The organism is Candidatus Sulfidibacterium hydrothermale (genome assembly GCF_020149915.1).
Lineage (GTDB): Bacteria > Bacteroidota > Bacteroidia > Bacteroidales > F082 > Sulfidibacterium > Sulfidibacterium hydrothermale.
Map to the genome: position 1 here is coordinate 1,686,326 of NZ_CP083760.1, position 24,687 is coordinate 1,711,012.

Annotated in this window: 23 protein-coding genes; 11 read left to right on the top strand and 12 right to left on the bottom strand. The window is 44.8% G+C overall.

Annotated elements, in window-relative coordinates; all coding sequences use genetic code 11:
* The first annotated feature begins 35 nt into the window (after positions 1-35).
* The 6 genes from LA303_RS06585 to LA303_RS06610 all read left to right on the top strand — a co-directional run bounded on the left by LA303_RS06585 (position 36) and on the right by LA303_RS06610 (position 5,979).
* Positions 36-1,190 (top strand): BPL-N domain-containing protein, encoded by a 1,155-nt coding sequence (locus LA303_RS06585; RefSeq protein ID WP_240524495.1) that lies wholly within the window; start codon positions 36-38, stop codon positions 1,188-1,190.
* Between the two features lie 63 nt (positions 1,191-1,253).
* Positions 1,254-2,924 carry an ABC transporter substrate-binding protein gene (locus tag LA303_RS06590; protein ID WP_240524496.1) on the top strand — a complete coding sequence of 557 codons (1,671 nt, stop codon included), beginning with the start codon at positions 1,254-1,256 and terminating at the stop codon, positions 2,922-2,924.
* A 278-nt stretch (positions 2,925-3,202) separates the two neighbouring features.
* A complete protein-coding gene (locus LA303_RS06595) occupies positions 3,203-3,784 on the top strand; it encodes a 30S ribosomal protein S16 (protein WP_240524497.1) in 582 nt (193 codons plus the stop codon).
* Positions 3,785-3,879: 95 nt separating this feature from the next.
* On the top strand, positions 3,880-4,416 hold the full coding sequence (gene rimM / locus LA303_RS06600; protein ID WP_240524498.1) for a ribosome maturation factor RimM: 537 nt from the start codon (positions 3,880-3,882) through the stop codon (positions 4,414-4,416).
* A 2-nt stretch (positions 4,417-4,418) separates the two neighbouring features.
* Entirely contained in the window at positions 4,419-5,150 is a 732-nt protein-coding gene (locus LA303_RS06605) for a tRNA1(Val) (adenine(37)-N6)-methyltransferase (protein WP_240524499.1), read from the top strand.
* Positions 5,151-5,160: 10 nt separating this feature from the next.
* The gene (locus LA303_RS06610; RefSeq protein ID WP_240524500.1) at positions 5,161-5,979 is read left to right on the top strand and encodes a gamma-glutamyl-gamma-aminobutyrate hydrolase family protein; all 819 of its coding nucleotides are present in this window, start codon (positions 5,161-5,163) and stop codon (positions 5,977-5,979) included.
* Positions 5,980-6,030: 51 nt separating this feature from the next.
* Here LA303_RS06610 and LA303_RS06615 read toward each other — a convergent pair whose 3' ends face one another.
* The 6 genes from LA303_RS06615 to LA303_RS06640 all read right to left on the bottom strand — a co-directional run bounded on the left by LA303_RS06615 (position 6,031) and on the right by LA303_RS06640 (position 11,516).
* On the bottom strand, positions 6,031-6,594 hold the full coding sequence (locus tag LA303_RS06615) for a Crp/Fnr family transcriptional regulator (RefSeq protein ID WP_240524501.1): 564 nt from the start codon (positions 6,592-6,594) through the stop codon (positions 6,031-6,033).
* 171 nt (positions 6,595-6,765) lie between these two features.
* Positions 6,766-7,536, bottom strand: a complete 771-nt coding sequence (locus LA303_RS06620; RefSeq protein ID WP_240524502.1) for a hypothetical protein — start codon at positions 7,534-7,536, stop codon at positions 6,766-6,768.
* 18 nt (positions 7,537-7,554) lie between these two features.
* Positions 7,555-8,574 carry a transketolase family protein gene (locus LA303_RS06625; RefSeq protein ID WP_240524503.1) on the bottom strand — a complete coding sequence of 340 codons (1,020 nt, stop codon included), beginning with the start codon at positions 8,572-8,574 and terminating at the stop codon, positions 7,555-7,557.
* A gap of 27 nt (positions 8,575-8,601) precedes the next feature.
* Positions 8,602-9,450, bottom strand: coding sequence for a transketolase (locus tag LA303_RS06630; protein ID WP_240524504.1), 849 nt, complete (start codon positions 9,448-9,450; stop codon positions 8,602-8,604).
* A 47-nt stretch (positions 9,451-9,497) separates the two neighbouring features.
* Complete coding sequence (locus LA303_RS06635) at positions 9,498-10,739, bottom strand: aminotransferase class III-fold pyridoxal phosphate-dependent enzyme (protein WP_240524505.1); 1,242 nt, start codon at positions 10,737-10,739, stop codon at positions 9,498-9,500.
* Positions 10,740-10,754: 15 nt separating this feature from the next.
* Complete coding sequence (locus tag LA303_RS06640) at positions 10,755-11,516, bottom strand: SCP2 sterol-binding domain-containing protein (RefSeq protein ID WP_240524506.1); 762 nt, start codon at positions 11,514-11,516, stop codon at positions 10,755-10,757.
* A gap of 214 nt (positions 11,517-11,730) precedes the next feature.
* On the opposite strand from LA303_RS06640, the gene LA303_RS06645 reads away from it, so the two are divergent.
* A complete protein-coding gene (locus LA303_RS06645) occupies positions 11,731-13,029 on the top strand; it encodes an MFS transporter (protein ID WP_240524507.1) in 1,299 nt (432 codons plus the stop codon).
* Positions 13,030-13,039: 10 nt separating this feature from the next.
* Here the strand turns inward: LA303_RS06645 and LA303_RS06650 are convergent, their stop codons facing one another.
* Positions 13,040-13,438 carry a hypothetical protein gene (locus tag LA303_RS06650; RefSeq protein WP_240524508.1) on the bottom strand — a complete coding sequence of 133 codons (399 nt, stop codon included), beginning with the start codon at positions 13,436-13,438 and terminating at the stop codon, positions 13,040-13,042.
* A gap of 225 nt (positions 13,439-13,663) precedes the next feature.
* Here LA303_RS06650 and LA303_RS06655 point away from each other — a divergent pair, with 225 nt between their 5' ends.
* Positions 13,664-14,539, top strand: coding sequence for a hypothetical protein (locus LA303_RS06655; protein WP_240524509.1), 876 nt, complete (start codon positions 13,664-13,666; stop codon positions 14,537-14,539).
* Positions 14,540-14,550: 11 nt separating this feature from the next.
* On the opposite strand, the gene LA303_RS06660 is transcribed toward LA303_RS06655, so the two are convergent.
* Positions 14,551-15,351, bottom strand: coding sequence for an XRE family transcriptional regulator (locus LA303_RS06660; RefSeq protein ID WP_240524510.1), 801 nt, complete (start codon positions 15,349-15,351; stop codon positions 14,551-14,553).
* A 314-nt stretch (positions 15,352-15,665) separates the two neighbouring features.
* Positions 15,666-16,037 carry a GxxExxY protein gene (locus tag LA303_RS06665; protein ID WP_240524511.1) on the bottom strand — a complete coding sequence of 124 codons (372 nt, stop codon included), beginning with the start codon at positions 16,035-16,037 and terminating at the stop codon, positions 15,666-15,668.
* A gap of 225 nt (positions 16,038-16,262) precedes the next feature.
* Here LA303_RS06665 and dinB point away from each other — a divergent pair, with 225 nt between their 5' ends.
* The gene (gene dinB, locus LA303_RS06670) at positions 16,263-17,405 is read left to right on the top strand and encodes a DNA polymerase IV (RefSeq protein WP_240524512.1); all 1,143 of its coding nucleotides are present in this window, start codon (positions 16,263-16,265) and stop codon (positions 17,403-17,405) included.
* Here the strand turns inward: dinB and LA303_RS06675 are convergent.
* The 3 genes from LA303_RS06675 to LA303_RS06685 form a co-directional block, all read right to left on the bottom strand.
* Positions 17,402-17,794, bottom strand: coding sequence for a HEPN domain-containing protein (locus LA303_RS06675; protein ID WP_240524513.1), 393 nt, complete (start codon positions 17,792-17,794; stop codon positions 17,402-17,404). The two genes, dinB and LA303_RS06675, sit on opposite strands and share 4 nt — an antisense overlap.
* Entirely contained in the window at positions 17,791-18,105 is a 315-nt protein-coding gene (locus tag LA303_RS06680; RefSeq protein ID WP_240524514.1) for a nucleotidyltransferase domain-containing protein, read from the bottom strand. Before LA303_RS06680 ends, LA303_RS06675 begins: the two co-directional genes overlap by 4 nt.
* A gap of 255 nt (positions 18,106-18,360) precedes the next feature.
* A complete protein-coding gene (locus tag LA303_RS06685) occupies positions 18,361-19,233 on the bottom strand; it encodes a VIT1/CCC1 transporter family protein (protein WP_240524515.1) in 873 nt (290 codons plus the stop codon).
* A 158-nt stretch (positions 19,234-19,391) separates the two neighbouring features.
* Here LA303_RS06685 and LA303_RS06690 point away from each other — a divergent pair, with 158 nt between their 5' ends.
* Together LA303_RS06690 and LA303_RS06695 are read left to right on the top strand one after the other, a co-directional pair.
* Positions 19,392-20,438 (top strand): endonuclease/exonuclease/phosphatase family protein, encoded by a 1,047-nt coding sequence (locus LA303_RS06690; protein WP_240524516.1) that lies wholly within the window; start codon positions 19,392-19,394, stop codon positions 20,436-20,438.
* Positions 20,435-24,652 (top strand): AsmA family protein, encoded by a 4,218-nt coding sequence (locus LA303_RS06695; protein ID WP_240524517.1) that lies wholly within the window; start codon positions 20,435-20,437, stop codon positions 24,650-24,652. Before LA303_RS06690 ends, LA303_RS06695 begins: the two co-directional genes overlap by 4 nt.
* Positions 24,653-24,687: the final 35 nt, after the last annotated feature.

Consider the following 24,687-nt stretch of genomic DNA (forward strand, 5'->3'; position numbering starts at 1 on the left):
TTGGGGTTAAACAGACATTCTTAAAAATGAAAAAGATGAAAATCAAAGGGTACGGAATTATTGGAATACTTGCTTTTGCCTTATTTTTTGCGGCCTATTCCTGTTGCTCAAGCAAAGCGCCTGCTTCACAGAATGAAAATGCAAAGTTACGGGTTGGTGTTTTTAACGGCAACGGGGCCAGTCCGGTATGTGTTATCGAAACCATGGAAGCACTGAAAACGGATAGCGGTATTGTTGCCCGGGAGGTATCGGCTGTGGATATTATGAAAGGTGTTCTGGACAGCCTGGATGTTATGGTATTCCCGGGCGGAAGTGCCAGCAAGGAATACAACAACATGGGATTGGAAGGGGCTGCCAAAGTGAAAGCGTTTGCCCAAAAGAAAAATCACGGGCTTGTGGGCATTTGTGCCGGAGGCTATCTGTTCTCGACTACTCCGGGTTATCCCAGCCTGCAAATTTTTCCGGCTCCCGATATTCGCGATCATTACAACCGTGGCCGGGCACTTATCGGCTTTAAGCTGACGTCACAAGGGGGGAAAGTTTTTCCGGAGCTAAAAAAAGTGGATACTGCTTATTACCAGTATTATGATGGTCCGATGTTTAAAATTCCCAAAAACTCACCAATAACAATTTTAGCAAAGATCACCACGGACATTGTTCCCAATCCGGGAGATCCCAAAGGAGTTTCTCCGGGCAAGCCGGCATTGTTTACCATGGCTTATGGTAATGGCCGGGTGATTGCTTCGGCCGGTCATCCTGAGGCTACGCCCGGCATGCGGTGGATGGTTCCACGAATGGCACGTTTTGTGGCAAACCGCCCGCTTATTTCTTATCCAAAGACCATCGTTAAACCGGAGCAATATACCCATGCCGTTCTTTATTTTCCAAAAGTCATTCGATATGAGAAAGCCAACTTCTGGAAATTGTTTAGTGACAATGCCGATACGGTTATTCAGGCAATTCATCACCTGCATTCGATCTATTCGAGACCCTCTATCCGTTGGTCCATCGGTTTGTTGCGCAGCACTTCGCCCAAAGTAAGAATTGCGGCAGCAGATTATCTGCTGAAAACGGAATATACCGCAGCACTTCCGGATATCCGGACCGCGTATGCTTTGGAAAAAGATCCGCAGGTGAAGGCTGAGCTGGGCAAGGTTTTACACGGCTTGAGCCGGATTGTTCAGCCCTGATGTTTTTGGGGGAATGATTTCGTTGTTTTTCCGAATGTTTTATCTTCGCCGAAAATCAGACAGATGATGATTTTCAAAAAACGGCTTTTGGTTTTTTCTTTTTTGATGGCGGGTTTTTTCCTGTTGGTTTCCTGTGGAAATGATGTGCATCGTCATCCCGGTAAGATGATCTTCCGGTACAATGAGAGTGGGGGACTGGTTAATCTGGATCCGGCTTTTGCCAAAGATTTACCACATATCTGGGTATGTAATCAGCTGTACAACGGATTGGTACAACTGGACGACAGCTTACATGTGCGGCCGGCTATTGCCCGTCACTGGAAAGTTTCTCCGGATGGCAAAACCTACACGTTTTATCTTCGTAAAGATGTTTATTTTCATGATGACCCGGTCTTTCACGGGAAAAAGCGACGGGTAACTGCATTTGATTTTGTGTACAGTTTTCAGCGGCTGGCTAATCCGAAAACGGCTTCGCCGGGGAGCTGGGTTTTTGAAGGCGTAGCCGGAAAAGCGCCGCATAAAGCTTTCCGGGCGTTAAACGACAGCGTTTTGCAAATCACATTGAAAAAGCCTTTTCCGCCGTTTTTAGGGATTTTGGCCATGCAATATTGCTCGGTTATTCCGCACGAAGCCGTGGATTATTATGGGGTGAATTTCAGAAAACATCCGGTGGGAACAGGGCCGTTTTTCCTGAAAAACTGGGTAGAAGGTGTGAAGATGGTTTTGCAGAAAAATCCGGATTATTTTGAAAAGGACGCTTCCGGTCACCGGTTGCCTTATCTGGATGCGGTGGCCATCTCTTTTTTGCGGGATAAAATGACGGCCTTTTTGGAGTTTACCAAAGGAAACCTGGATTTTATTTCCGGTATTGACCCTTCGTATAAAGATGAAATTTTAACCCGTACCGGCAAACTGCGCAGCCAGTTTCGTTCGCGGGTGAAAATGTTGAAGTCGCCGTACCTGAACACGGAGTATCTGGGCATTTTGGTGGACACTACGCTGCCCATTGTCCGGAAAAGTCCGTTGCGGATAAAAGCGGTGCGGCAGGCGGTGAATTATGCTTTTGACCGGAAAAAGATGATTAAATACCTGCGAAACGGTATTGGAATTCCGGGAAACGAAGGAATTATTCCTGCCGGGATGCCGGCTTTTGATGCCCATGCGGGATACGGATACCATTATGATCCGGAAAAGGCAAGGGCTTTGCTGAAAGCGGCCGGATTTGGTCCGGGAAAACCGGCTCCGAAAGTGACACTGGCTACCACATCGGAGTATGTGGATTTGTGTAAATATGTGCAGGCCCGGTTGAACAATGTAGGGTTTGATGTGCATATTAACGTGATGCCGGTGGGAACCCTGCGCGAAATGAAAGCCACATCGAAGCTGATGTTCTTCAGGGCTTCGTGGATTGCTGATTATCCGGATGAAGAGAATTATCTTTCGTTGTTTTATTCGAAGAATTTTACTCCTGACGGCCCCAATTACACCCATTTTTCCAATCCGGAGTATGATAAAATGTATTTGCGTTGTTTGTCGATGGTAAACGACCGGCAGAGAAGGATGCTTTACCGGAAGATGGACAGTTTGGTGATGTCGGAAGCACCGGTGGCTATTTTGTATTACGATGAAGTGATTCGTTTTGTGCAGAAAGATGTTACCGGTTTGGGAATTAATCCGGTGAATCTGCTGAAGCTGAAAAGGGTGAAGATAAAACGGCAGATTCAGGAAAAATAACGGTGATTTGCGGCAGCGGTTGGAATGGCAGCCCGGGGTTTTCGGTGCCCGGGTGGAGCAGGGCGGCGGGAGCGCCCTTGGAAGCTACCCGCCGGCCGTGGCGTAACAGGCACCGGAAACCCCGGCTACAATGGAAAACGCGCCGGCCTGAATGACGCAGTAAGACAGGCCGGGCCGCCCAAAAGAAAATCGTAAAAAAAGTTTTTTTAATTCAAAAAAAAGACGGATATTTGCAGCCGTTTTTGTACAATTATTATTTATTTAAAAATTAGACTGTTATGCCAGTTAAAATGAGATTGCAACGGTATGGAAAAAAGAGAAAACCTTATTTCCATATTGTCATTGCGGATGGTCGTGCACCACGAGACGGAAAATACATTGAAAAAATCGGATATTACGATCCGACCAAAAACCCTGCTGAAATCAATATTGATTTTGAAGGCGCCCTGGATTGGCTGCAAAAAGGAGCCCAGCCTACCGATACGGTCCGGGCTATTCTTTCGTACAAAGGGATTTTGTATAAAAATCACCTGTTGAAAGGCGTAAAAAAAGGTGCGCTTACCGAAGAGCAGGCGGAAGTAAAATTCCAGGCCTGGCTGAAAGAAAAAGAAGCCAAGATTGCTGCCAAAGTGAGCGGATTGCAGGAAAAATCACGTGAAGAAAGAAAAGCGCAGTTAGAAGCCGAGTCGAAGATTCGCGAAGCCCGCGAAGCAGAACTGGCCAAGAAAAAAGCTGCTGAGATTGAAGCACAGGCAGAAGCTGCCAAAGCAGAAGCCGGTGAAAACGAAGAAGCTGCTGCCGAAGGCGAAGAAGCTGCTGCTGAAAACGCGGAAGAAACCAAAGCAGAAGAAAAAGAATAAATTTTGCTTTGTTCCTATAAAAAAAGCCCGGACATTGTGCCCGGGTTTTTTTGTGTCTGTTTTTGTTATTTTTGTGTCACAGCAAAATCCGGAGAATGAAAAAAGATGCTTTTGACGATTATTTTTATTTGGGGTTGATAACCAAAACCCATGGCTATGACGGGAAAGTAGTCGCTTTTATTGATGCGGATAACCCCGGTGCATACGAAAATATGGAGATGGTATTTTTGAATATCCGGGGTAGTCTTGTGCCTTATTTTATTGAAGAACGTTCCATCAAAAATAACCGGCTGATCATTCGCTTTCAGGATGTGAATACGGAAGCCGATGCGTCGGCTCTGGTGAAAAAGGAGTTGTATTTGCCGTTATCGGTTTTGCCTAAACTCACCGGAAACAAGTTTTATTATCATGAAGTGAAAGGTTTCACGGTGGTTGATGAGCAATTTGGCCGGGTGGGAGAAATAGAAGAGATCCTGGATTATCCGGCGCAGGCGGTGATGCAGGTTTTTCATGAAGGCAAAGAAGTGCTGATTCCGGTAAATGACGATGTGATTTTGCAATTGGACCGCGAAAAAAAGACCATCCGGATAAAGGCTCCGGAGGGATTGCTTGATCTCTATTTAAATCCCTGACCATGGACGCTTCTGACCGCCGGCCTTTTCATTTTCAACAGTTTAGTTTATACCATCATCGTTCGACCATGAAAGTGGGGACGGATGCGGTGTTGCTTGGAATCTGGACGCCGTTGGACGACAACGAAAAGGTGCTGGACATTGGTACCGGCTGCGGAATTCTTCCGCTGTTGCTGGCAGCACGTTGTGGTGATGTGACCGTTGATGCGGTGGATATTGATCCGGACTCGGCAGAAGAAGCCCGGATGAATTTTGAGCGTGCTCCTTTTTCCGGGCGCTTGCGGGCTTTTCAGACGGATATCCGGAATGCGAAAGCTTTGAACCGGCATCATTATGACCTGATTATCAGTAATCCGCCGTTTTTTCTGAATGATCATCGCCCGGTGCGGGAAGACCGGAAACGTGCCCGGCATACCGACTCGCTGTCGTATGAAGATTTGATAAAAGCTGCCGGATATTATTTGAAACCCGGCGGGCGATTTTCGGTGGTTTTGCCTTACCGGCAGAGCCGTATTTTTTTGGAGTTGGCCTGTGTGGCGGGATTTTTTGTGCAGCGACAAATGCTGATCTTTCCCAAGCCCTGTAAGGAACCCAATCGTGTGAACCTGTTGCTGGGAAAGAATCCGGAAAATAAAATGGAAACAGAGAAGTTTATCATCCGGGATGAAACGGGGAATTTTACTTCGCAATATATCGACATGGTAAAAAATTATTACCTTTCGACCGGAAAATAATATTATGAATATGAAAAAAATATACACTGTTTTGTTGATGTCTTTGTTGCTCTCCGGAATCCTGTTTCAGGGTTGTGTGCAACAGCAGCACGAAAAAAAGACTTCCGCGCCGTTAAAGCTGGCCATCTCAAAATTAAAGCCCGACAAATACGGGCACACCTATCGTCAGTGGCTGCGCCGTTATGACAGTACCATTCAGTGGGTTAACCTTTATCCACTGTCGGTTGATTCGGCTCTGAAAGTTTTAAAAACCTGTGACGGTTTGTTGTGCACCGGTGGTGGCGATCTGGCCCCGTCGCTTTTTGGAAAAGGAGATGAAGCGTCCAAATGTGGTCCGCCGGATTTACACCGCGACAGCCTGGAACTGATGGCCATTCATGATGCCTTGCGTATGAAAATGCCCATTTTTGGCATTTGCCGCGGCCTTCAGGTGATGAACGTGGCTTTGGATGGCTCGTTGTACACCGATCTGCCAACAGATATCGGAACCAAAGTGACTCACCGGACTAAAGACGGAAAACCGGCCATGCACGAAGTGTATGTTAACCGGGCTTCGGAGTTATACCGGATTAGCCGGGTAGACAGTGGCTATGTGTATAGTCATCACCATCAGGGAATTGATAAGCTGGGAAAAGGGTTGCTGGTGGGTGCCCGCTCAGCAGACAGTTTGCCGGAAGAGATTGAATGGGCCGATACGACCGGAAAAGGATTTTACATGGGCGTACAATGGCATCCGGAACATCTGGATACGCTGGCCCCGCTGTCGAAAAGCCTGGCGGTGAAGTTTCTGGGTGAAATGAAATTATTCCGAAAAGAGAAGAAAAAATAAACAGTTTTGTGTTTTTGATTCTGTCCGGATGGAATCCGGCAGGCGCAATAACTATCCCCGTCTGATCCGGCTGAGGGTTTCGGGTGAAATACCGAGGTAAGAAGCCACGTAATGCAACGGAACTTTGAGTAAAAGGCCGGGATGTTCTTTCATCAGTTCATCATAACGCTCTTTGGCACTAAGTGTTTGCAGAGCGATAGAACGTTTTTCCATGATGACGTAATACTGTTCCATGATAACCCGTCCGGTTTGTTGCCATTTCCAGCTTTTGCGATAGAGTGATTCCAGATCTTCTTTTGAAAGAATATATACCTGCGAATCTTCAATGGCCTGGATGTTTTCAAAAGCCGGTTTCATTTCAATAAAACTCGACATGGCCACGGCAATACTTCCCGGTCCGAGGAAGTAGGTGGTGGTTTCTTTGCCTTTGATGTTGAAAAACGAACGCATCAGTCCTGAGCGGATAAAAGCCAGCCGGTCGCAAATCAGTCCTTCTTTGCTGATAAATCCATTTTTGCGGATGGTTTCTTCACGAAAAAGGCGAAAGGCGTCTTCCAGTTCCTGATTGGTGAACGGGGCTGCCGATTTCAACAACTTGGCCATTTCGGTAAACATGGCTTTCTTTTTTTGAAAGTCAAATTTACGAATTTTATAGAATCATACCGACTAAGAATCAAAACGCGCTTTTGGTTCATCCCAATCCCAAAAGTGCTTTGATTTAATATCGGCATTTACCCTTGTAGATTTTAAAATGCCCTTTTAGCGCATTTTAAAATACAATTGGTATCAAGTGGTGAGTGCCTGCACGCGCATCATCAGGTCGTTGAGCTGGGCTGCATATTCGGGCGAACCTTCGATGGACACATAACCTTTGTCCACGCCTTCCACAAATTCGGCTTCGCGTAACAAAATCTTCAGGGCGGCATCCACGCTGCCGAATTTCATATGTACAAAAGGACGTTTACGCTGATACAATCCTTTCCCCGCCTTGGTTTTTCCGGCTTTAACCCGCAGATACACGGCAATATCGCTGTCGTTTACCGACAATTGATAAACGCGGTCGGGCTGGTTTTTGGTCCAGGCGGTCATGTCGGGATAACCAAAACGGTTGAGCTTGCTGAGTGCCAGGGTAACCATCGAAAGCGCCATTTTTACTTTCAGGTATTTTTTCAAAGGGGCTTTGGGCTTCACATTGGGCATCATCAGTTTGAGTGAAAGCAGCAGGCTGATGACTTTGAAAAGCAATGCCGGTTTTGTCAGCCCTTTTATTTTAGGCAAAGCGGTGCCGCCTTTTAAGAAAGTGTTCATTTTTTCCACTGAGCCGAACGAAAAAACGATATCCCCGCTTTCAAAATGGTTCAGGTCGATAGAAAAATTTCCTTTGTCGAAATGCAGCGTGCATCCCATTGAGCCGGTGTCGGTTTTGGCTTTAAACACTACGGAAGTCTGTACATTGGCAAATTTTTTCGCCAGGGCCGGATGGTCCTGCAGTAAGATTTTCATTACCGGAAAAACGGCTTGAAAATAAAGGTTAGCCACCAGAATATCTTTTTCCATATCGGGTATTTTTACCGGTTAAAATTCGTCTTCCCAGTTTTCGTCTTCTTCAAAATCTTTCTGCATCACTTCCTGTACTTTTTCGATGATGCCGTTGGCGTCGAGTTTGTAGTATGCATACAGGTCTTCGGGATATCCCACTTCGGAATAAACATCGGGGAAACCGACTTTGGTGAAAGCGCAGCCTTTTCCGCTTTGCGCGATGACGTCGGCCACGGCGGTGCCGAGTCCGCCTATCACGTTGTGTTCTTCAAAAGTGATGATGCGGCGTGTTTCGGTCACGGCTTTCATTACGGCTTCTTCATCCAGCGGTTTGATGGTGTGCATGTTGATAACGCGGACACTCAGGCCGTGGTTCTTTTTCAGAAAATCGGCAGCTTCGGCGGCCTGCAGCACCGTGATGCCGGTAGCGATGATGGTGATGTCGGTACCTTCGCGAACCAACACGGATTTTCCGATTTCAAAACCGTAATCTTCTTTTTGGTAATAATTGGGTTCAAATCCACGGCCGGTACGGATATATACCGGGCCGGGCCAGTCCACGGCAGCGCGCACGGCATTGGCGGTTTCGATTCCGTCGGCAGGAACAATTACCGTCATGTTCGCAAACGAGCGCATGATGGCAATATCTTCCGTGGCATGGTGTGTGGTTCCTGCCGAACCGAACGAAACGCCGCCGTGTGTAGCAATGATTTTGACATTTAAATTCTGATAGCAAATGTCGGTTCGTACCTGCTCCGCCGCGCGCATAGAAGTAAAAGCGGCCATGGTAGAGACAAACGGCAAAAGGCCTGTGCGTGCCATGCCGGCGGCAATGCCAAACATATTCTGTTCGGCAATGCCCACGTTAATGAATCGGTCGGGAAATTTTTCCTGAAAGATTCCGATTTTGGTTGATTTGGCCAGGTCAGCGGAAAGACCGACAATTTCGGGATGCTTTTCCCCGAGCTCGCACAGTACTCTGCCGTATATCTCGTTTTGTGTCAGTGTGTTCGCGTCGTACACCGTCCATGTTGTGCCTGTTATTTCTTTGCTCATGATTTTTGACTTTGATTAGAGAAACAATTAAATCCCCAGTTTTTCATACACTGCATCAATGGAATGATGGGCTTTTTCGGCCAGTTCCGAATCAAGGCTGCCGTAATGCCATTGGGTTTTATCTTCCATAAAATCCACACCGTATCCTTTGACCGTTTTGGCGATAATGACCACCGGTTTTTCCGTAGCCTGTTGTGCTTTTTCAATGGCGTTGGCTACCTGTTGGATGTCGTTCCCGTTGATTTCCAACACATCCCAGCCAAAAGCTTTCCATTTGTCGGATAATGGTTCCAGTCCCATAATCTCTTCCACCGGGCCGTCGATCATCTGCATGTTGCGATCCACAAAAACGGTCAGGTTGGTGAGTTTGTAATGAGCGCCGGTCATGGCGGCTTCCCAGTTGGAACCTTCGTTAAGTTCGCCGTCGCCCACAATGCAGTAGGTACGGAATTTCTTTTCCTGCAAACGGGCGCCAAGGGCCATGCCGGTAGCGATGGGCAGTCCGTGGCCGAGTGAGCCGGTGGAAGCGTCGCAGCCGGGAATTTTGTTGGCGTCAGGATGCATGCCGAAAGGCGATTTAAACTTGTTGAAATCGTCCAGCAGTTTTTTGTCGAAGAAACCGCGTTCGGCCAGTACCGGGGCATAAGCAATGGCAGCATGACCTTTGCTCAGCACCAGCCGGTCGCGGTCAGGGGCATCCGGCTTTTCCGGGTCGATATTCAGGTATTTGAAATAAAGCGTTACCAGAATATCCAGCACGCTGAGTCCGCCGCCGATATGCGCTCCGCCGGCTTTCATGGTAATTTCTACAATCTCGTGCCGTAATTTCTTGGCCGTTTGCAGCAAATGGTTGTATTCTTCAATGGTGAGTGCCATAATGTTTTATTTGAATGATTATTCAACAGACAATCAGGATTCTTTAATTATTTCCGGTTGTTTTTCACGGCTTTAAAGGCGTCATCAGCTATCTCAAAAGTTTTCTGGATATCTTCTTCCGTCAGGGCGGCAGAAATAAACCAGTTATGATGCGAAGTGAAATAAGCGCCGCGTTTGGTACACTCGCCGCACCATTCCTGATGCAGCATGAGCGACGGGTCGTCGGTGAGCCGCAGATAAGGCATAGCCGGATGGCCGGTTACTTTCAGATGAAAACCGTGGTCTTCCGCAATTTTTTGCAATCCGGATGTTAGTTCGCGGCCTTTTTCAGCCAGCATGGCCGGTACTTCATTTTCTTTCAGTTCCTGAATAGTGGCCAGTGCTGCTGCCATGGGGACGGCCGAAAACCAATAACTTCCGGTATAAAATACTTTCGATGCCGCTTCTTTCATTTCGTTGGTTCCCACCAGCGCCGAAATGGGATATCCGTTGCCGATGGCTTTACAGAAAGCAACCAAATCGGGCTTAAAGCCGAAATACTCGTTGCTTCCGCGCACATCAATACGAAAACCGGTGCGCACATCATCCACAATCAGCACGATGCCTTCTTTGTGACAAAGCTGTTCCACCTTTTTCCAGTATCCCTCGGCCGGCAGAACATTGTCTTCAAAAGTGGGATGATGATAAGGTGTGGCAATGATGCCGGCGATCTGATCCGGATTTTTCTTTACGAAATCTTCAAGTACTTCGTAATTATTCCATTCGCCGATGAGCATGTTCTCGGCATCTTCGAAGGTGATGCCGGGATGGTCGGGCGACTGGGTCCAGGGTTGTACACCGTGATAGCCGCCTTTGAGCCGGATAATCTTTTTCCGGCCGGTTTTGGCGCGGGCCACCATCAGGGCGAAAGTGGTGGCATCGTTACCGTTTTTGGCAAAAAAGGCCCAGTCGGCAATGGTTACGGTGTCCACCAGCTCTTGTGCCAGTTGTACCATCACCTCTCCGGGAGCTGTAGCACAATTCACTTTTTCGCGTTGCATTTCGGCTGCCGATTCCACTACGGGATTGTTGTACCCGAGAATAATGGGGCCGTAGGCACACATGTAATCGATAAATTCGTTGCCGTCCACATCCCAAAAATGGGCGTCCTGTGCTTTGGAAACGTAAAACGGATAGTCGGACACCGGAATGAGCGGCGCCGGGCTGAAATGGCCGTATATGCCGCAAGGAATGATTTCGGCTGCTTTTTGAAAAAGCGCTTTTGATTTTTTATAACTGTATGTTTTCATTGTACTCTGTTTTTTTTACGATACATAATGAATAACCCGGTCAAGAATTAAATTGATGCCGTCGAGAATGGGGATTTGTCCTTTGATCATCACATCACCCAGTGCGATGGCGGTAAACGGGTCGGATTTTCCATTGAGAAAATCGTTGGCTACCTGGGGATTTTTCATCAGCATCATGGCATCAGGATGATCTGCTTTTCCTTTTCCGGCAGTGATTTTCCCGCCTTTGATGGTCAGATAAACATGCGGACCGTCAGGTAACACGCTCATTTGCAGCGTGCCATCGGGCAGATGTGAAGCGGTGTATTTTGCCCGTTCGTCGTACAAGGCAATCTCGGGAAGGGCAAAAGCAGCAATGGTCAGTGTGAACATGGTGTTCATGCGGATGTAATGGTTGTCAGGCAGAGGAACATTCTCCGGACGCAGGAAATACTCCAACCGTTCGGTGAGTTTGGTGAACTCATTTTTCAGGAATCCCAGCTGGGTAAATCCTTTTAACGGAACCGGATTGGCTTTGCCGTCAAACATTTTGTTCAGGTGTTCGCAGGAAGAAAACCACAGGTGTACCTGCGACTTTCGGGCTTTTCCCCTTTCCACCGTGCACCGGCCATTTTCAAAACGAACCCATGCTTTCGGGCCGTTTTTTACCGTAAACTGAATACAGATTTTCCGGTCTTGTACCAGTGTGCGGGCTTCGTTGTCATAGGCAACCAAATCTTCCAGATTTTTTAAGATGGCGTAAAGATTGATGCCTGCTTTTATTCTTTGTGCCGACATAAGTTCTGTTTTTAAAATTTGTTTAAAAGTACATTCAAGACATCAAAAGTTTCTTGACATTTATCAAGAAATGAAACAGATAAATGTTTTTCTTTTGAAGAAAGAGAAAAGACTGCCTGAGAAAAACCGGCTGTTTGCAAATCGAAAAAAGTATTGTTAGCTTTGAACAGTCAAAATCGGGGAGAGACCGTTTTTTAAATAAAATAAGAACATCATGGCAAAATCTACTTACAAAGTGTACGGATACCGCTGGGTGATCCTGATTATTTTCATGTTGATTTCATTTGTTATTCAATTGCAGTGGCTGGCCCATGCCGCAGTGGAACGGCCTGCCGAGGTTTTTTACAAAGGACAATTTAATCCCGATTCGTTTTTCAACATCGATTTTCTGGCCATGGTGTACATGCTGGTGTATATTGTAATGAGTATTCCGGCATCGTATATCATCGACACTTATGGTATCCGGAAAGCCATCGGTCTGGGAGCTGTAATTGCCGGAGTTTCTGGATTGCTGAAAGGTTTTTATGCCGATAGTTTTGAGATGGTGGTGATAGCCCAAATCGGACTGGCAATTGCCCAGCCTTTTGTGCTGAATGCGGTAACGGCGGTAACGGTGCGCTGGTTTCCGTTGCGGGAAAGAGGACTGGCAGCAGGACTGGCTATTCTGGCGCAGTATCTCGGTATTATTTTTGCTATGCTGGTGACCCCGGCATTTATCGGTACGCATCCTGGCCGGCCTGATTACGGCAGCGGATTTCCGCACATGCTGATGACTTACGGTTGGCTAACTTTTGGCGCGGCAGTCGTTACTTTATTGCTGCTGAAAGAGAAACCACCCACACCGCCGGCAGCCGATGATTTGGTGCGGCACAGCTTTTTTAAAGGGATTAAACATATTCTGAAACAGCGCGATATGGTACTGATGATTTTTGTGTTTCTTGTAGGATTGGGCATTTTTAATGCCATCAGTTCCATGACCGATTCCATTTCGGCCAATCTCGGCGTAAAAGATTCCAACGGACTGATTGGCGGGTTGATGCTGATTGGCGGGGTTTTCGGTGCGGTGATCATTCCGGCTTTGTCTGATAAATACCGCATGCGCAAGCGGTTTCTGGTTATTTGTACGGTAGGTGCCCTGCCGGGCGTGCTCGGGCTCAGCCTGACCGGTTACTTTATCCATAATCCGGCGGTGGTGTACGACATTGCCCTGGCCTCGGCTTTTATTCTCGGTTTTTTCATTATGAGTGCCGGTCCGGTAGGATTTCAATATGCTGCCGAAGTCAGCTATCCTGCGCCGGAATCCATTTCGCAGGGACTGCTGCTCTGGATCGGGCAGATTTCAGGATTGCTTTTTGTGGCGGGTATGAGCATTAAAAACAACGCCTATCTGAACGACTGGATGATTCTTTTCTGCATTTTGATGCCGGTGGTGATTGCGCTTACGCTGATGACTAAAGAGTCGCCCATGATTATTACCGAAAAAGATAAAATGAAAGGAGAAATCGGAGGCTAACCGGTAACATTTACTTTTTTGATTTTTTCAGGATTTTCTTTCGGAATCCCAGGGTGATAAAAACAGAAGACGCATTGTCTGTGTACTGTCCGCCTGTTCGGTAACCGTAAAAAGTTTCTGTCCAGTAGTCCATTACAAAATCACCCCGGATAAAAACGAACCCTTTTTCTTTTACCTGTATGTCCGCTTCACCGCCGGCAGACCATCCGTAATTTCCGGTACTCCGGATAAATAAACCGAAAACCGGGCCTATTCTGAACTTTTTTTCGGAACTGAATTTCAGGTATAACGGAAAAGTGAAGATCGGTTTGCTGTCCGAATAAAACATCAAATTGGGCTCGGCGATAAATGAAACCACCGAATGTGCCGGACGGAATTCCACCGTGCCACCCACCAAAAAAGATGTCAATTTTTTTGATTCGATTGAGGTTCCCATGATGCTACCTATATTTAACTCTTGTGAAAAAGCAAAAGATGAAACCTGCAGGAAGAGTATGGACAGCAGAATTTTTAATCCGGGTTTCATTGTTGATAATCAAATGATTTTTACCAAAGATAGAGGGTTTTTTTTATATTTTTGCCGCCAAAATTTTAACCAAAACCTTGAGGCATTTATGCCCGGAAAGCAGCGTTCATGAGTCAAACATCAAAAAAGCAAATCTTTTTTCATGTCGGTTTGGGAAAAACCGCTACTACTTATTTACAATACAGAGTTTTCCCGTATTTTAAAAATGTGGAATACATTCATCATTCGTACCGCTATAAAAATGCGGTGGATATTGTAAGAAAAGGGAAAAGTAAGCGATATCTTATTTCGCGTGAATTTGATCAGCAAATGGAAGATGAAGTATCGAAATTTGCTGCGCATCATCCGGATACCACACCCATTATTGTTTTTCGCCGGCACGACAGTTGGATAGCTTCGCAATACAAACGTTTTGTGAAAAACGGTTATGCCATTCCTTTTCCTTCGTTTTTCGATTTGAAAAATGATCGGGGAATGTTCAAAAAAATAGATTTGGATTTTACTCATTACATTGAGATCCTGGAAAAATATTTTACCAAAAAACCAATTGTTTTGTTTTATGACGATATGAAAAAAGACCTTCCGGCTTTTATTGATTATTTTGCAGAGCAGGTGGGGGCTGAATATGAAAAAGAAGAAATCAGCCATAAAGCAAAACATCGGTCGTATAACGAAAAGCAGTTAAAAGCCATTATGCATGTCGGGAAAAAAGTTGATATCCGCCATTATCATCTTGACCGGAGATTTTATCCCCTGAACCGTTTTTATGCGAATATGATCCGTTATTCCACGTTGTTTGTGGGAAAGTATCTGCCCGATTCTTATTTCAGTCCTCATCCGCTTATTCACCCTGAAGAGTTGAAGGCAGTGAGACACTTTTACGAAAAAGACTGGCAGGCTGTGGTGGAATATGCCCGAAAAAACAATCCTCCGGGAAGTAATAAAAAATTGTTGCCCATTTTAGCCGGCATACAAGTTGGGTAGTTTTTTCTTTTTTACAGGTTCAATTTCATCTGAATGGCTTGTACTTGTTGTTTTAGTTGTTTTACTTCTTCGGCCAGACGGTCTTTTTCTTTGTTGGGTTCAGGAACTTCGGAGCTGATGTAATTAACAAATTTCCAGATTTCCCTGATTTCGGTAACCGGCAGCTCGTAAGGCAGATACAAGGGGTTCAGCGAATACAGCTTGATTTTTCCGGATTCTTTAATCTTGTTTTCCAGCACCTTAAAAACCACACCGTCTTCTTTGGTCAGTACAATGTAAGCATGGTGACTGCGAATGGTTGTCCAGTCTTGTACAAACTCGCCCGTGACGTATGAGCCATCGGGAATGGGCAGCATGGAATCGCCACTGATCTGGAAGGTGCGGTATTTTTTTTGTCTGGATAAAAATGGCAATTTAAAAGTGGGCAGCACTTTGATGTATTCCGGATCGGCAAAACCGGTGGCATAACCCGCTTTGGCTTTTTCGTTTACCAGCTCGATATTTTCTTCATTGTCCTGATCTACGGTGGTGGCCAATACGCGCAGGTTGCTGCCTTTTACGTAGATATCGTAGCCGCGTTCGAGTTGCGAGAGCTGACTTTCGGAAAGAGAGGATAAATCTACTTTTACCAGTGTGTCGATGGCTACGCCAAAATATTCTGAGAAGCGCATAAGTGCATTCAGATTGGGTTGTGCCACGCCGTTTTCGTAACCGCTCAGGGTGGAACGTTTCATGTCAAGGGCAAAAGCCACATCGTCCTGGGTGCGGCCTTTCCGTTTTCTGAGTAATTTGATGTTGTCTTTAAAATACATTTTGCTTTTATTTTTTATGTTTTTATTTGTGTTTTAATGTTTTTACCACGAAAGCGCCCTAAGGATGTTACCAAGGCACACGAAGTATAATTTTTTTCTTTTCCTTTTTTCTTTGTGTTCCTTTGTGTGTACTTTGTGACCCTTTGTGGTTCATCTTTTACCACGAAGGCGCTCCAAGGATGTCACCAAGGCGCACGAAGGATAATTTTTCCTTCTTTTTTTCTTCGCGTTTCTTTGTGTGTGCTTTGTGACCCCTTGTGGTTCATCTTTTACCACGAAGGCGCTCTAAGGATGTCACCAAGGCGCACGAAGGATTAAAGAATTACCCGTTTTATACCATCTTTCAAATGTTTTACGTTAAAATTAATTAACAACCCCAAATGACAGTTGGAAAGCTTCAAATAAGTAAGAATTTGTGCCATGTGAATATCCGCCAGAGCATCTACCGATTTTATTTCAATAATTATTTGATCTTCAACTAGTAAATCCACCCGGTATCCTATTTCAAGTTTCACATCTTCGTAAACAAGCGGTAATGGTTTTTGTTTTACCACTTTTAATCCTGTTTGTCGAAGTTCATAAAACAGGCATTCCTCGTAAGCACTTTCCAATAACCCAGGCCCAAGGGCAGAATGTACTTTAAAAGAACAATCCAAAACTGTTTTAAATATTTCTTCTCTGTTCATGGTATTGTTTTTTCTTTGTGTTCCTTTGTGTGTACTTTGTGACCCTTTGTGGTTAAATTTTCACCACGAAGGTGCCTGAAATATCCCGCTTGGATTTTTTTAGTTTATCCATTGCCTGTTTTTTCTTAATGATTATATTGTAGTCAATATTTTGATGAAAAACTAATCAAAAGTACGTAAAATATTTGAAATGTCAAGTATTTTGTCGAAAAAAGGTATTGCTGTATGAAAGAACGGACGATTGTACATTTGGATTTGGACAGCTTTTTTGTATCGGTAGAACGGCTGGCAAACCGTGAGTTAATCGGGAAACCGGTAATTATCAGTGGGTTGTCTAACCGTAGTGTGGTGGCCAGTTGCAGTTATGAAGCCCGGCGGTTTGGTGTACATTCGGCGATGCCTGTATATATGGCAAAGCAGTTATGCCGTGATGCTGTATTTGTCCGGGGCAATATGGAGCGGTACAGTAAATACTCGCGGATGGTCACCGAAATGATTGCCGAAAGTGCTCCTGTTTACGAAAAAGCTTCTATTGACGAGCATTATCTGGATATTACCGGCATGGATCGTTTTTTCGGAAGCTTGTCGTGGACCCGTGCGCTGCGCCGGCGTATTATCAAAGAAACGGGTTTGCCTTTATCGTTTGGGATGTCGGTAAACAAAACGGTTGCTAAGATAGCTACCGGCGAATCGAAACCCAACGGTGAGTTGTACATTCCTTCTTCGGAAGTAAAGTCTTTTTTGTTTCCGTTATCCGTGCGGAAAATTCCCATGGTCGGGCCTAAAAGCTATCAGATATTGCGTTCGATAGGAGTTACTACCATCCGGGCGCTGAGTAAGGTTCCGCCGGAAATCCTTATGCAACTGATGGGAAAAGCCGGACCGGTTCTTTGGAAAAAAGCCCATGGCATTGACCGGTCGCCGGTAAAGCCTTATACCGAAAAGAAATCGGTGGGAACAGAACATACTTTTGATTTTGACATTACCGAACGGTTGCTGTTGCGGAGTACGCTTATTGCCATGGTGGAAAAGAGTACTTTTGAATTGCGCTCGTTGGGTAAGCTTACCGGATGTGTTACTGTAAAAATCCGGTATGGTAATTTTGACACCCATACATTGCAACGAGTCATTCCTTATACGGCTTTTGACCATGTGCTGATAGAAGTTGTATTGGATCTTTTTGACCGGCTTTTCCGTTATCCGGTGCCGGTTCGGCTTCTTGGCGTACGATTTAGTCATTTGATTGGTGGTTATCAGCAATTGGAATTGTTTGATGAGAAACCGGAGCTGGCCGATTTGTATCAGGCGATGGATAAAATGAGAATTCGTTTTGGCCGGCAAATTTTGAAACGGGGGTCGGGAGTTTAATATCCGATGATTTTATCTATTTCCTTTATAAACTGTTGAGCAGTAGAATACAATACAGAAACTTCTTCGTGGTTAAAATTTACAAAGTCATCGTAATCGCCTGCCATTCGTTTGTCAAAAAGAATAGAATAAAACTTCCCCAGATCTTTGTTTATTTTTCCTGTTTTGATAAAATGAGAACCAAACATCTGGCGTACTCCAGAGTGTGTTTGTGCTTTTATATTTAAGCTGATCAACAAGGCGTTAACGGCATAATAACAAGCGTAATAAAGCCGATTTACTGCGGTATTCCACAATTGGTTTTTTATGAGAATATCCACCTCATTTAGCGTTTCATGAGCTCTTGATAACCGGTATTTAATGATTGCTTTTCTTTCAGCATCTGTCATAGTCGGATCCCCTCATTTAAAATATTTTCATAAAACGGTGTAATCCGGTGTAGTTTGTTCCATTTTTTTTTCGATAAAATTAACGGGCTGATAATGACACCGGTTGAATATTCAATTTCGTAAAGAGGATAGGCGATTTTTATTTCATCATTTAAAGAAATATCATCCTGGTCAAGTAAAATAAGAATATCAATATCAGATGTTGATTTTTCTTCTCCACGGGCATAGGAACCATAGAGGATAACTTCAGCTTTTGGAACAACAGCTGAAACCGACCTTTTGATTTGCTTTAATATTTTTTCCCGTTCCATCTCGTTACAAAGGTATTAATTTCAGAAAAATGATTGTGTTTTTTCTGTTTTTATAAGAAAATAATGCCGGTTAAAAATCAAAAAGCAGCAGCGATAGAAGCGGCAGCGCCCGGCAGGGGCGGCTGATGAAGAGCTGACAGCCCGGCGCGACCAACGGAAGCGCCCGGGATGACAAAAGCGAAACACAGACAGCCCTGCCGGGACTAAAGCGGATAGCGCGACCCGCCAGCGGCGGGGCTGCCCTGAAAATTTGTATTAGATCGAAACGCCCAGCCAGGCTTTGGCGAGATAACCGATTCCAAACGAAATGGCAGCTACACCAAGTGAAATAAGCGCCATGGTGAGAAACCGTTTTTTGAAATTGACGGTTTTGGCTACCGAGATGTAATAATTGTATCCGGCAATGATGAGCAGGGTCATGAGCAGCATAATGCCCATGGCGGTGCGCGGGTCGGTTACCAGAAAATAAGGGAAAACCAGCAGGGCTACGGTAATCAGGTATGCTACGCCAGTGTAAACAGCTGCAGTAATGGGGTTTACATCTTCTTTTTCTTCTTCTTCCTGCGAGGCGAGATAGCCGGAAGCGGCCATGGAAAGGGCGGCGGCAATGCCCATAATGAGTCCGGTAACGCCGATAACTTCGTTGTCGTTGAAGGCAAAGCTCAATCCGACCAGTGTTCCGGTAAGCTCTACCAAAGCATCGTTGAGCCCGAGTACAATGGCACCGACGTAGGCCAGCCGTTTGTCGTTGAGAATGGCCAGTAATTCTTTTTCGTGGTCTTCTTCGTCTTGGGCAATGCGGCTGACTTCGGGGTGTTCAACAGCGGCTTTTTCATAAAAGGCCTGGGCGTGGATTTCACCGCTTTCCATAAGCTTGAGGGCGAAACTTAAACCGAAGACACGGGCCAGCATTACATACCAAAATACTTTCCATTTGTTGGGTTTGCATTCTTTTCCGGTGATGTTTTTCCAGATTTGATAGTGCCGGAGCTCGTCGTTGGAGATGTCGAGCAGAATGGTTTTGTTTTTTTCGTCATTGCACAATGCGGCCAGCCGGGCATAAACATGATATTCTGTGATTTCCGCTTTTTGTTGCGAGAGATAAATGGGGTTAATGTTTTTTGTCATGCTGTGTGTTTTTCTGGTTTGGGGCAAAAATAGGGAAAAGGAAAAAAGAAACGGTTTGTGGAAAAAAGAAAAAAACGTATGCGCCGGAAGCTGGTGGTGACCGGAGAAAAACAAATTTGGAAGTTTGTTGAAAATTGTGTAAAATTGTAATTGAAAAGATGATGAAATTATTTTTTTCCGTTTCTGTTATCCTGTTGTTTTTGTTCCCGTTTTTGCTGCTGAATGCAACAGAACCGGAAGTAAAGGAAAACAGGCCGTTTATCCGTATCGGATTTTACAATACCGAAAATTACTTTGACCCTTTTACAGATACCTTGTCGGATTATCATGAATTTGATCCTGGTGGGATCCGTCACTGGGATATGGCGCGTTACCGGATAAAACAGCAACATATTTTTAAAGTGATTGCTGCCATGGGCGGATGGCATGGTATGGATGTAATGGCTTTTGCCGAGATAGAAAACCGGTTTGTTTTGGAAGATCTTTTGAAAAATACTCCGTTGCGGCGTGAAGATTATGGGATTGTTCATTTTGAGTCGCCGGATCATCGTGGTATTGATGTGGGGATGATTTATCGTAAAAATGTTTTTCATCTGTTGTGCTCAGAGGCCATTCCGGTGCGTGATACTGCAGGTAAAATTATGCGAACCCGCGATATTTTGTATGTAAAAGGCCGGGTGGGAACCGATACGTTGCATTTATTTATTAACCACTGGCCATCGCGATATGGCGGATTAATGACCACGGTTTATAAAAGAATACAGGCCGCAAAAGCATTGATCCGTGTTGTTGATTCGGTGTATCAGCGTCGTCCGGAAGCCCGTATTTTGATTATGGGTGATTTTAATGAATCGTTGAAAGACAGTGGTTTACAGCGTGTCTTGCAGGATGCGGACGGGGGCGCGCTTGTTGCGCTTGCTTCGCACGCCGATTTCGGTCTTGCCGGAGGAACCATTCGCGGCATGTCGGGATGGAGTATCTTCGATCGTTTTTTATGTTCAAAAAATTTATTGAACCCTGCCGGCCGGATGTGGGTGTATGACAAAAGCTTTCATATCTTTGATGCAGCGTTTTTGCTCGAAAGAGATAATAAAAATATGGGACAAAAGCCTGATCGCACATATAACGGGTTTGCTTATCATGGTGGATTTAGTGATCATCTTCCTGTTTATGTGAATGTTGCTTTTGAAAATCCGGGGAAATGACAAAACGAAAACGGAAAATAATAGCGGTACTGGTATTTTTGCTGGTCGTAATGCCGGCAGGATTGTATCTGACCCGTAACCAATGGGTGGCTGCTGCTATGAAGTATATCGTTTCCGAACGGTCTCATCGTCAGATTACATTGGATTTTCAAAGCATTGATGTCGGGGTTTTTTCCAGAACACTGACCATTGAAAAGCCGGAGCTGCGTTTTGAGCATGTTGTTTTTGATAAAGCGGCCGGAACATTGTTGAAAAAGGCCATTTTTCACCGTCTTGTCCTGACTAACGTTTCGTTGGGTGATGTTTTGTTGCACCGGCAATTTATTGTGGATAACCTGTTGCTGGAAAAACCGGAATTTATTTTCGGAATTACCAAAAAACACAAAAAAGTGGCAACTTCTTCTTCTTTTGATCCGTCAGGGTTAATCGAAGCCATGCAAAATCATCAGATCGGACGTATTCATTTTGGTTTTTTAATCCGTCAGACAGAAATTCATTTTGGAAGAGTTCAGCTGGACGGGAAGAAAAGTGCCGATATTTACGGAAATGCCCAATATGATTTTACTATTTGGAATATGGGAACCGTAAAATATGCCGGCGATACACTGCATCCTATTTTTTTCGACAACCTGGAGTTAACGGTTCGTGATTTCCATCGCTTTTCGGCTCCGGAGAAATTGGATATTGCCCTGGATTCGGCTTTTTATTCAACCAGAAACAGAAAGCTGTTTTTGAGAGGAATTCATCTGAACCTGTTGGGTGACAATGAAAAAGCAAAGCCGGTCACTTCTATCTTTTTACGTTGGGCTGCCGTGAGCGGATTGCATACCCGGAAACAGAAAAAACAAAAAAAATCGTGGTTTAAGCTGGGCTCTTTTAGAGTAGTAGGCGGGCAGGCCGTATTCCGGGAAAAATCATCGTCAAAAAAACAAAAAGACAACATGCGCTGGCTGCGTCAGCTTTTTACGGCGTATCATTTGCTTTCGTTGGATACGCTTGATTTACGCCATGTGCATATTTATCATATTGATAAAAAAGAAGATACGACAATGGAACTCCGGCGTGTCAATATACAGGTAAATGGTTTGTGGGCCGATCGGCGTGTGTTGGCTGAGCCGGTGAGGGAGTTGCATTTTGATACGTTGAAATTTTCGTTAAATCATCTTTTGTGGCGCAATATTCCCAACCGGGTGAAGGTAGAAAGTGGTTTGGTTTCCTATAATTCTTCACGTGAACAATTACAGGTAAATGACCTGAATGTTCGTACCCGGTGCCCGGCGGAACAAACAAGTCCTGTTTCGGTTTATGGGGCAAAGCAGTTGGTGATCCGTCATTTTTCGGTGATGCGATGGCAACGCCAAAAACGTCAGTTGCTTGCTTTTGCTTTAGAAGATCCGGATATCCGGGTGATTCGCGACAGCAGCTGCCGGTCGGGAGAAATCCGTTGGCCGGATGCTTTGGCAACCCTTGTCCCGGAACAGATCGTTATTCACCGCGGAAAAGTTTCTTTCCGGAAAACCGGTTATTTCCATATCACAGCATCTGGTCTTGACTTTTTTGCTGACAGCGTACAGGATACCCGTTTTTCTGGTCCCGATGCAGGATTGCATTACGATTCGGTTTATTTCCATGTGCAAAGAAGCAGCTATACGGATGAAAGAAAAAATATCAGATCCTTTGTACGTGATGTAACCTTTGATAAGAAGTTTTTCCGGCTGAAAGGTATCCGGTATTTCCGGAATGATTCTGCCGGATATGATTCGCTAAAAGCAGGACAGCTGCTGCTGACCCGTTTTCAGCCGGATTCTTTGCTTTTCCGTCATGTTCTGAAAGCACGCGGTGCTTATTTGTATCGTGCTGATTTGCATTCTTTCCGGCAGAAAGATGAACAGAATAAAGGTCTGGACAGTTTGGGGCGGCAGACGGGCTCTCCACAAATTCCTTTGAAAACCAATATTGGTTATGTGCAGATTCGTAAAAGCAGTTTCTCGCTGGTATCCCGTACACCGGATAAAGATTTTTCCATTCGTAGCCGGGTAAATCTAAAACTGCATCGTTTTAAAATGGGATACGATACGGCGCATGTTCTTTCGGCTCCCAAAAGCTGGCAGGCCCGTTTTGAGGATACGCGCATGAAAAGCAATCACCTGACGGTTCAGTGGCAAAAAACGGTTCTTAACAGCGATTCCGGAATCTTGTTCCTGAAAAATGTACAGCTTAACCAGCTTTCTGATTCGAACCTGCAGTTCCGTATCAGCATTCCGACTGTTTCGTTACAGGGAGTCCGTTATCACCGGCTTTTTTATTCTGACAGCATTGTGTTTGGAAAAGCTGTTTTTGATTCGCCGAAAGGTATGATCCATTTTATGAGAATGATGTCTGACCGTGATGGAAGTAATTTGCGTCGCTGGAAACTGGTTTTCGACAGTCTGCGTTTTGTAAATGGAATGCTGGAAATACGAAATGGAGTAAAACAATTCAGTTCGCTTCAGCTTAACGGAATCAACTTGCTTTATCATCCTAATCGGTTGTTGGCTCTGGTACCGGACAGTAATTTGATAAAACAATGGGATTTTTCCATTAACCGGCTGGTGTTTGTGGGAAAATACCAGAAATTCAGAATGGTAGCTGACCGTATTGCGTTACAGTCGGCAACCAGTCGTTTTCATGTGTTAAAAATTATTGGTACGAATTTCTCTCCCGATATGGTTGATCCGTCGAACCGGCAGATGTTTTCTTATTTCTTCGTGAATAATATGTCTTTTGAGCATATATTTCTTCGGGGAGGAACAACCCGGTTTTTGCATATTAAAAATTGGAATGTTCCGTCGGTATGGGTTAATATCATTAATAACAACACCGAAAGTAAGAAAAGATCACTTGCTTTTCTGACCAGTGGCTTTTTTAACCGCTACACCCGTTTTGTAGAAGGGGTTCATATTGACAGTACATTTCTCGGAAATGTAAATCTAAGCTATCAGTATGACCGGATGAACAAGCTGGTAAACATTATGAAACTGACCATTCATACCCAGGGAATCCAGTTGGGAAAACCATTTTTGCCCGATTCTTCCGATGCGTTGTTCCAGAATATGTTCATCAATTTAAAAGATCGTCCGGTGATTAGTGGCGACAGTATGTACACATTTCGGATGCGGGATATCCGGATTAATCTTCCGGAGCGAAGAATCCGTTTTGATTCCATTACGCTGACTCCCCGTTTTGACCGGAAAGCGTTTTTTGCCCGTGCCGGGTATCAAACCGACCGGATAACACTTTATGGAAAAAGTGCTGTAATGGAGCGGTTTAGCCCTGGTGACCTGTTGAATGGCCATTTTATTCATTTTGGGAAACTGGATTTGAACAACCTGAGTGTCCGGTTTGAAAGAGACATGCATTATCCGCGGCGGAATGTGGTGAAACCGATGCCGATAGATGTGCTGAATGCTATTCCGTATAAATTCAGAATTGATACGGTTCAGCTGAACAACAGTATGCTCTCTTATTTCGAATACGAGGTAAAATCAAAAAATCCGGGGATCTTTTTCATCGATCATTTTAATGTGACTTCGATTAATGTGACCAACCATTTTATGCCGGGTGATTCCAATCTGGTATGGAAGTTCCAGGGCTCAGGAAAATTGATGAAACAGGCGAATATGGATTTCACCCTGGTGATGCCCTATTTTGCACCGAATCAGCAATGGTGGTTCTCTGCCGAAACCGGAAAAATAGATCTTACCCAGTTTAATCCGCTGACCGAAAATGTACTGGGTATTACAGTAAAATCCGGTGTGGGAAGCTTGCAGGTTCCGATGATTACGGGAGATAATTTTTCGGCTCGCGGCAGTGTGGATTTTCTGTACAAGAAAATGAAACTTCGGTTATACAGCCGGAAGAAATCGCAGCAAAGCCGGAGTGTTTGGAGCCCGTTTGCTAACCTGATGATTAATGGGATTGTGGTAAAAAATAATAATCCGCCTTTCCTGGGACATGTGAAAAAAGGAATTGTTTATTTTGAACGGGTTCCGCAGAAATCGTTTATCAATTATTTGTGGAAAAGTAATCTGAGTGGTATCCTTTCTACCATTGGTTTCAATAATAAACAGCAACGCGAAATGAAACGCGAAGAAAAGAAACAGACAAAAGCGGCCGGTAAAACCGGAGCAGCAGAGCAAAAGAATCCCAGCCCGAAAAAGAAAGAAAATAACTAACCTGTTTGTTTATAGTTTGTTGCAGGTGTCGGACT

Bases quoted from the DNA above. Each gene is read 5' to 3' on its own strand.
- LA303_RS06585 (WP_240524495.1), top strand. From the start codon at position 36: ATGAAAATCAAAGGGTACGGAATTATTGGAATACTTGCTTTTGCCTTA.
- LA303_RS06590 (WP_240524496.1), top strand. From the start codon at position 1,254: ATGATGATTTTCAAAAAACGGCTTTTGGTTTTTTCTTTTTTGATGGCG.
- LA303_RS06595 (WP_240524497.1), top strand. From the start codon at position 3,203: ATGCCAGTTAAAATGAGATTGCAACGGTATGGAAAAAAGAGAAAACCT.
- rimM (WP_240524498.1), top strand. From the start codon at position 3,880: ATGAAAAAAGATGCTTTTGACGATTATTTTTATTTGGGGTTGATAACC.
- LA303_RS06605 (WP_240524499.1), top strand. From the start codon at position 4,419: ATGGACGCTTCTGACCGCCGGCCTTTTCATTTTCAACAGTTTAGTTTA.
- LA303_RS06610 (WP_240524500.1), top strand. From the start codon at position 5,161: ATGAAAAAAATATACACTGTTTTGTTGATGTCTTTGTTGCTCTCCGGA.
- LA303_RS06615 (WP_240524501.1), bottom strand. From the start codon at position 6,594: ATGTTTACCGAAATGGCCAAGTTGTTGAAATCGGCAGCCCCGTTCACC.
- LA303_RS06620 (WP_240524502.1), bottom strand. From the start codon at position 7,536: ATGGAAAAAGATATTCTGGTGGCTAACCTTTATTTTCAAGCCGTTTTT.
- LA303_RS06625 (WP_240524503.1), bottom strand. From the start codon at position 8,574: ATGAGCAAAGAAATAACAGGCACAACATGGACGGTGTACGACGCGAAC.
- LA303_RS06630 (WP_240524504.1), bottom strand. From the start codon at position 9,450: ATGGCACTCACCATTGAAGAATACAACCATTTGCTGCAAACGGCCAAG.
- LA303_RS06635 (WP_240524505.1), bottom strand. From the start codon at position 10,739: ATGAAAACATACAGTTATAAAAAATCAAAAGCGCTTTTTCAAAAAGCA.
- LA303_RS06640 (WP_240524506.1), bottom strand. From the start codon at position 11,516: ATGTCGGCACAAAGAATAAAAGCAGGCATCAATCTTTACGCCATCTTA.
- LA303_RS06645 (WP_240524507.1), top strand. From the start codon at position 11,731: ATGGCAAAATCTACTTACAAAGTGTACGGATACCGCTGGGTGATCCTG.
- LA303_RS06655 (WP_240524509.1), top strand. From the start codon at position 13,664: ATGAGTCAAACATCAAAAAAGCAAATCTTTTTTCATGTCGGTTTGGGA.
- LA303_RS06660 (WP_240524510.1), bottom strand. From the start codon at position 15,351: ATGTATTTTAAAGACAACATCAAATTACTCAGAAAACGGAAAGGCCGC.
- LA303_RS06665 (WP_240524511.1), bottom strand. From the start codon at position 16,037: ATGAACAGAGAAGAAATATTTAAAACAGTTTTGGATTGTTCTTTTAAA.
- dinB (WP_240524512.1), top strand. From the start codon at position 16,263: ATGAAAGAACGGACGATTGTACATTTGGATTTGGACAGCTTTTTTGTA.
- LA303_RS06675 (WP_240524513.1), bottom strand. From the start codon at position 17,794: ATGACAGATGCTGAAAGAAAAGCAATCATTAAATACCGGTTATCAAGA.
- LA303_RS06680 (WP_240524514.1), bottom strand. From the start codon at position 18,105: ATGGAACGGGAAAAAATATTAAAGCAAATCAAAAGGTCGGTTTCAGCT.
- LA303_RS06685 (WP_240524515.1), bottom strand. From the start codon at position 19,233: ATGACAAAAAACATTAACCCCATTTATCTCTCGCAACAAAAAGCGGAA.
- LA303_RS06690 (WP_240524516.1), top strand. From the start codon at position 19,392: ATGATGAAATTATTTTTTTCCGTTTCTGTTATCCTGTTGTTTTTGTTC.
- LA303_RS06695 (WP_240524517.1), top strand. From the start codon at position 20,435: ATGACAAAACGAAAACGGAAAATAATAGCGGTACTGGTATTTTTGCTG.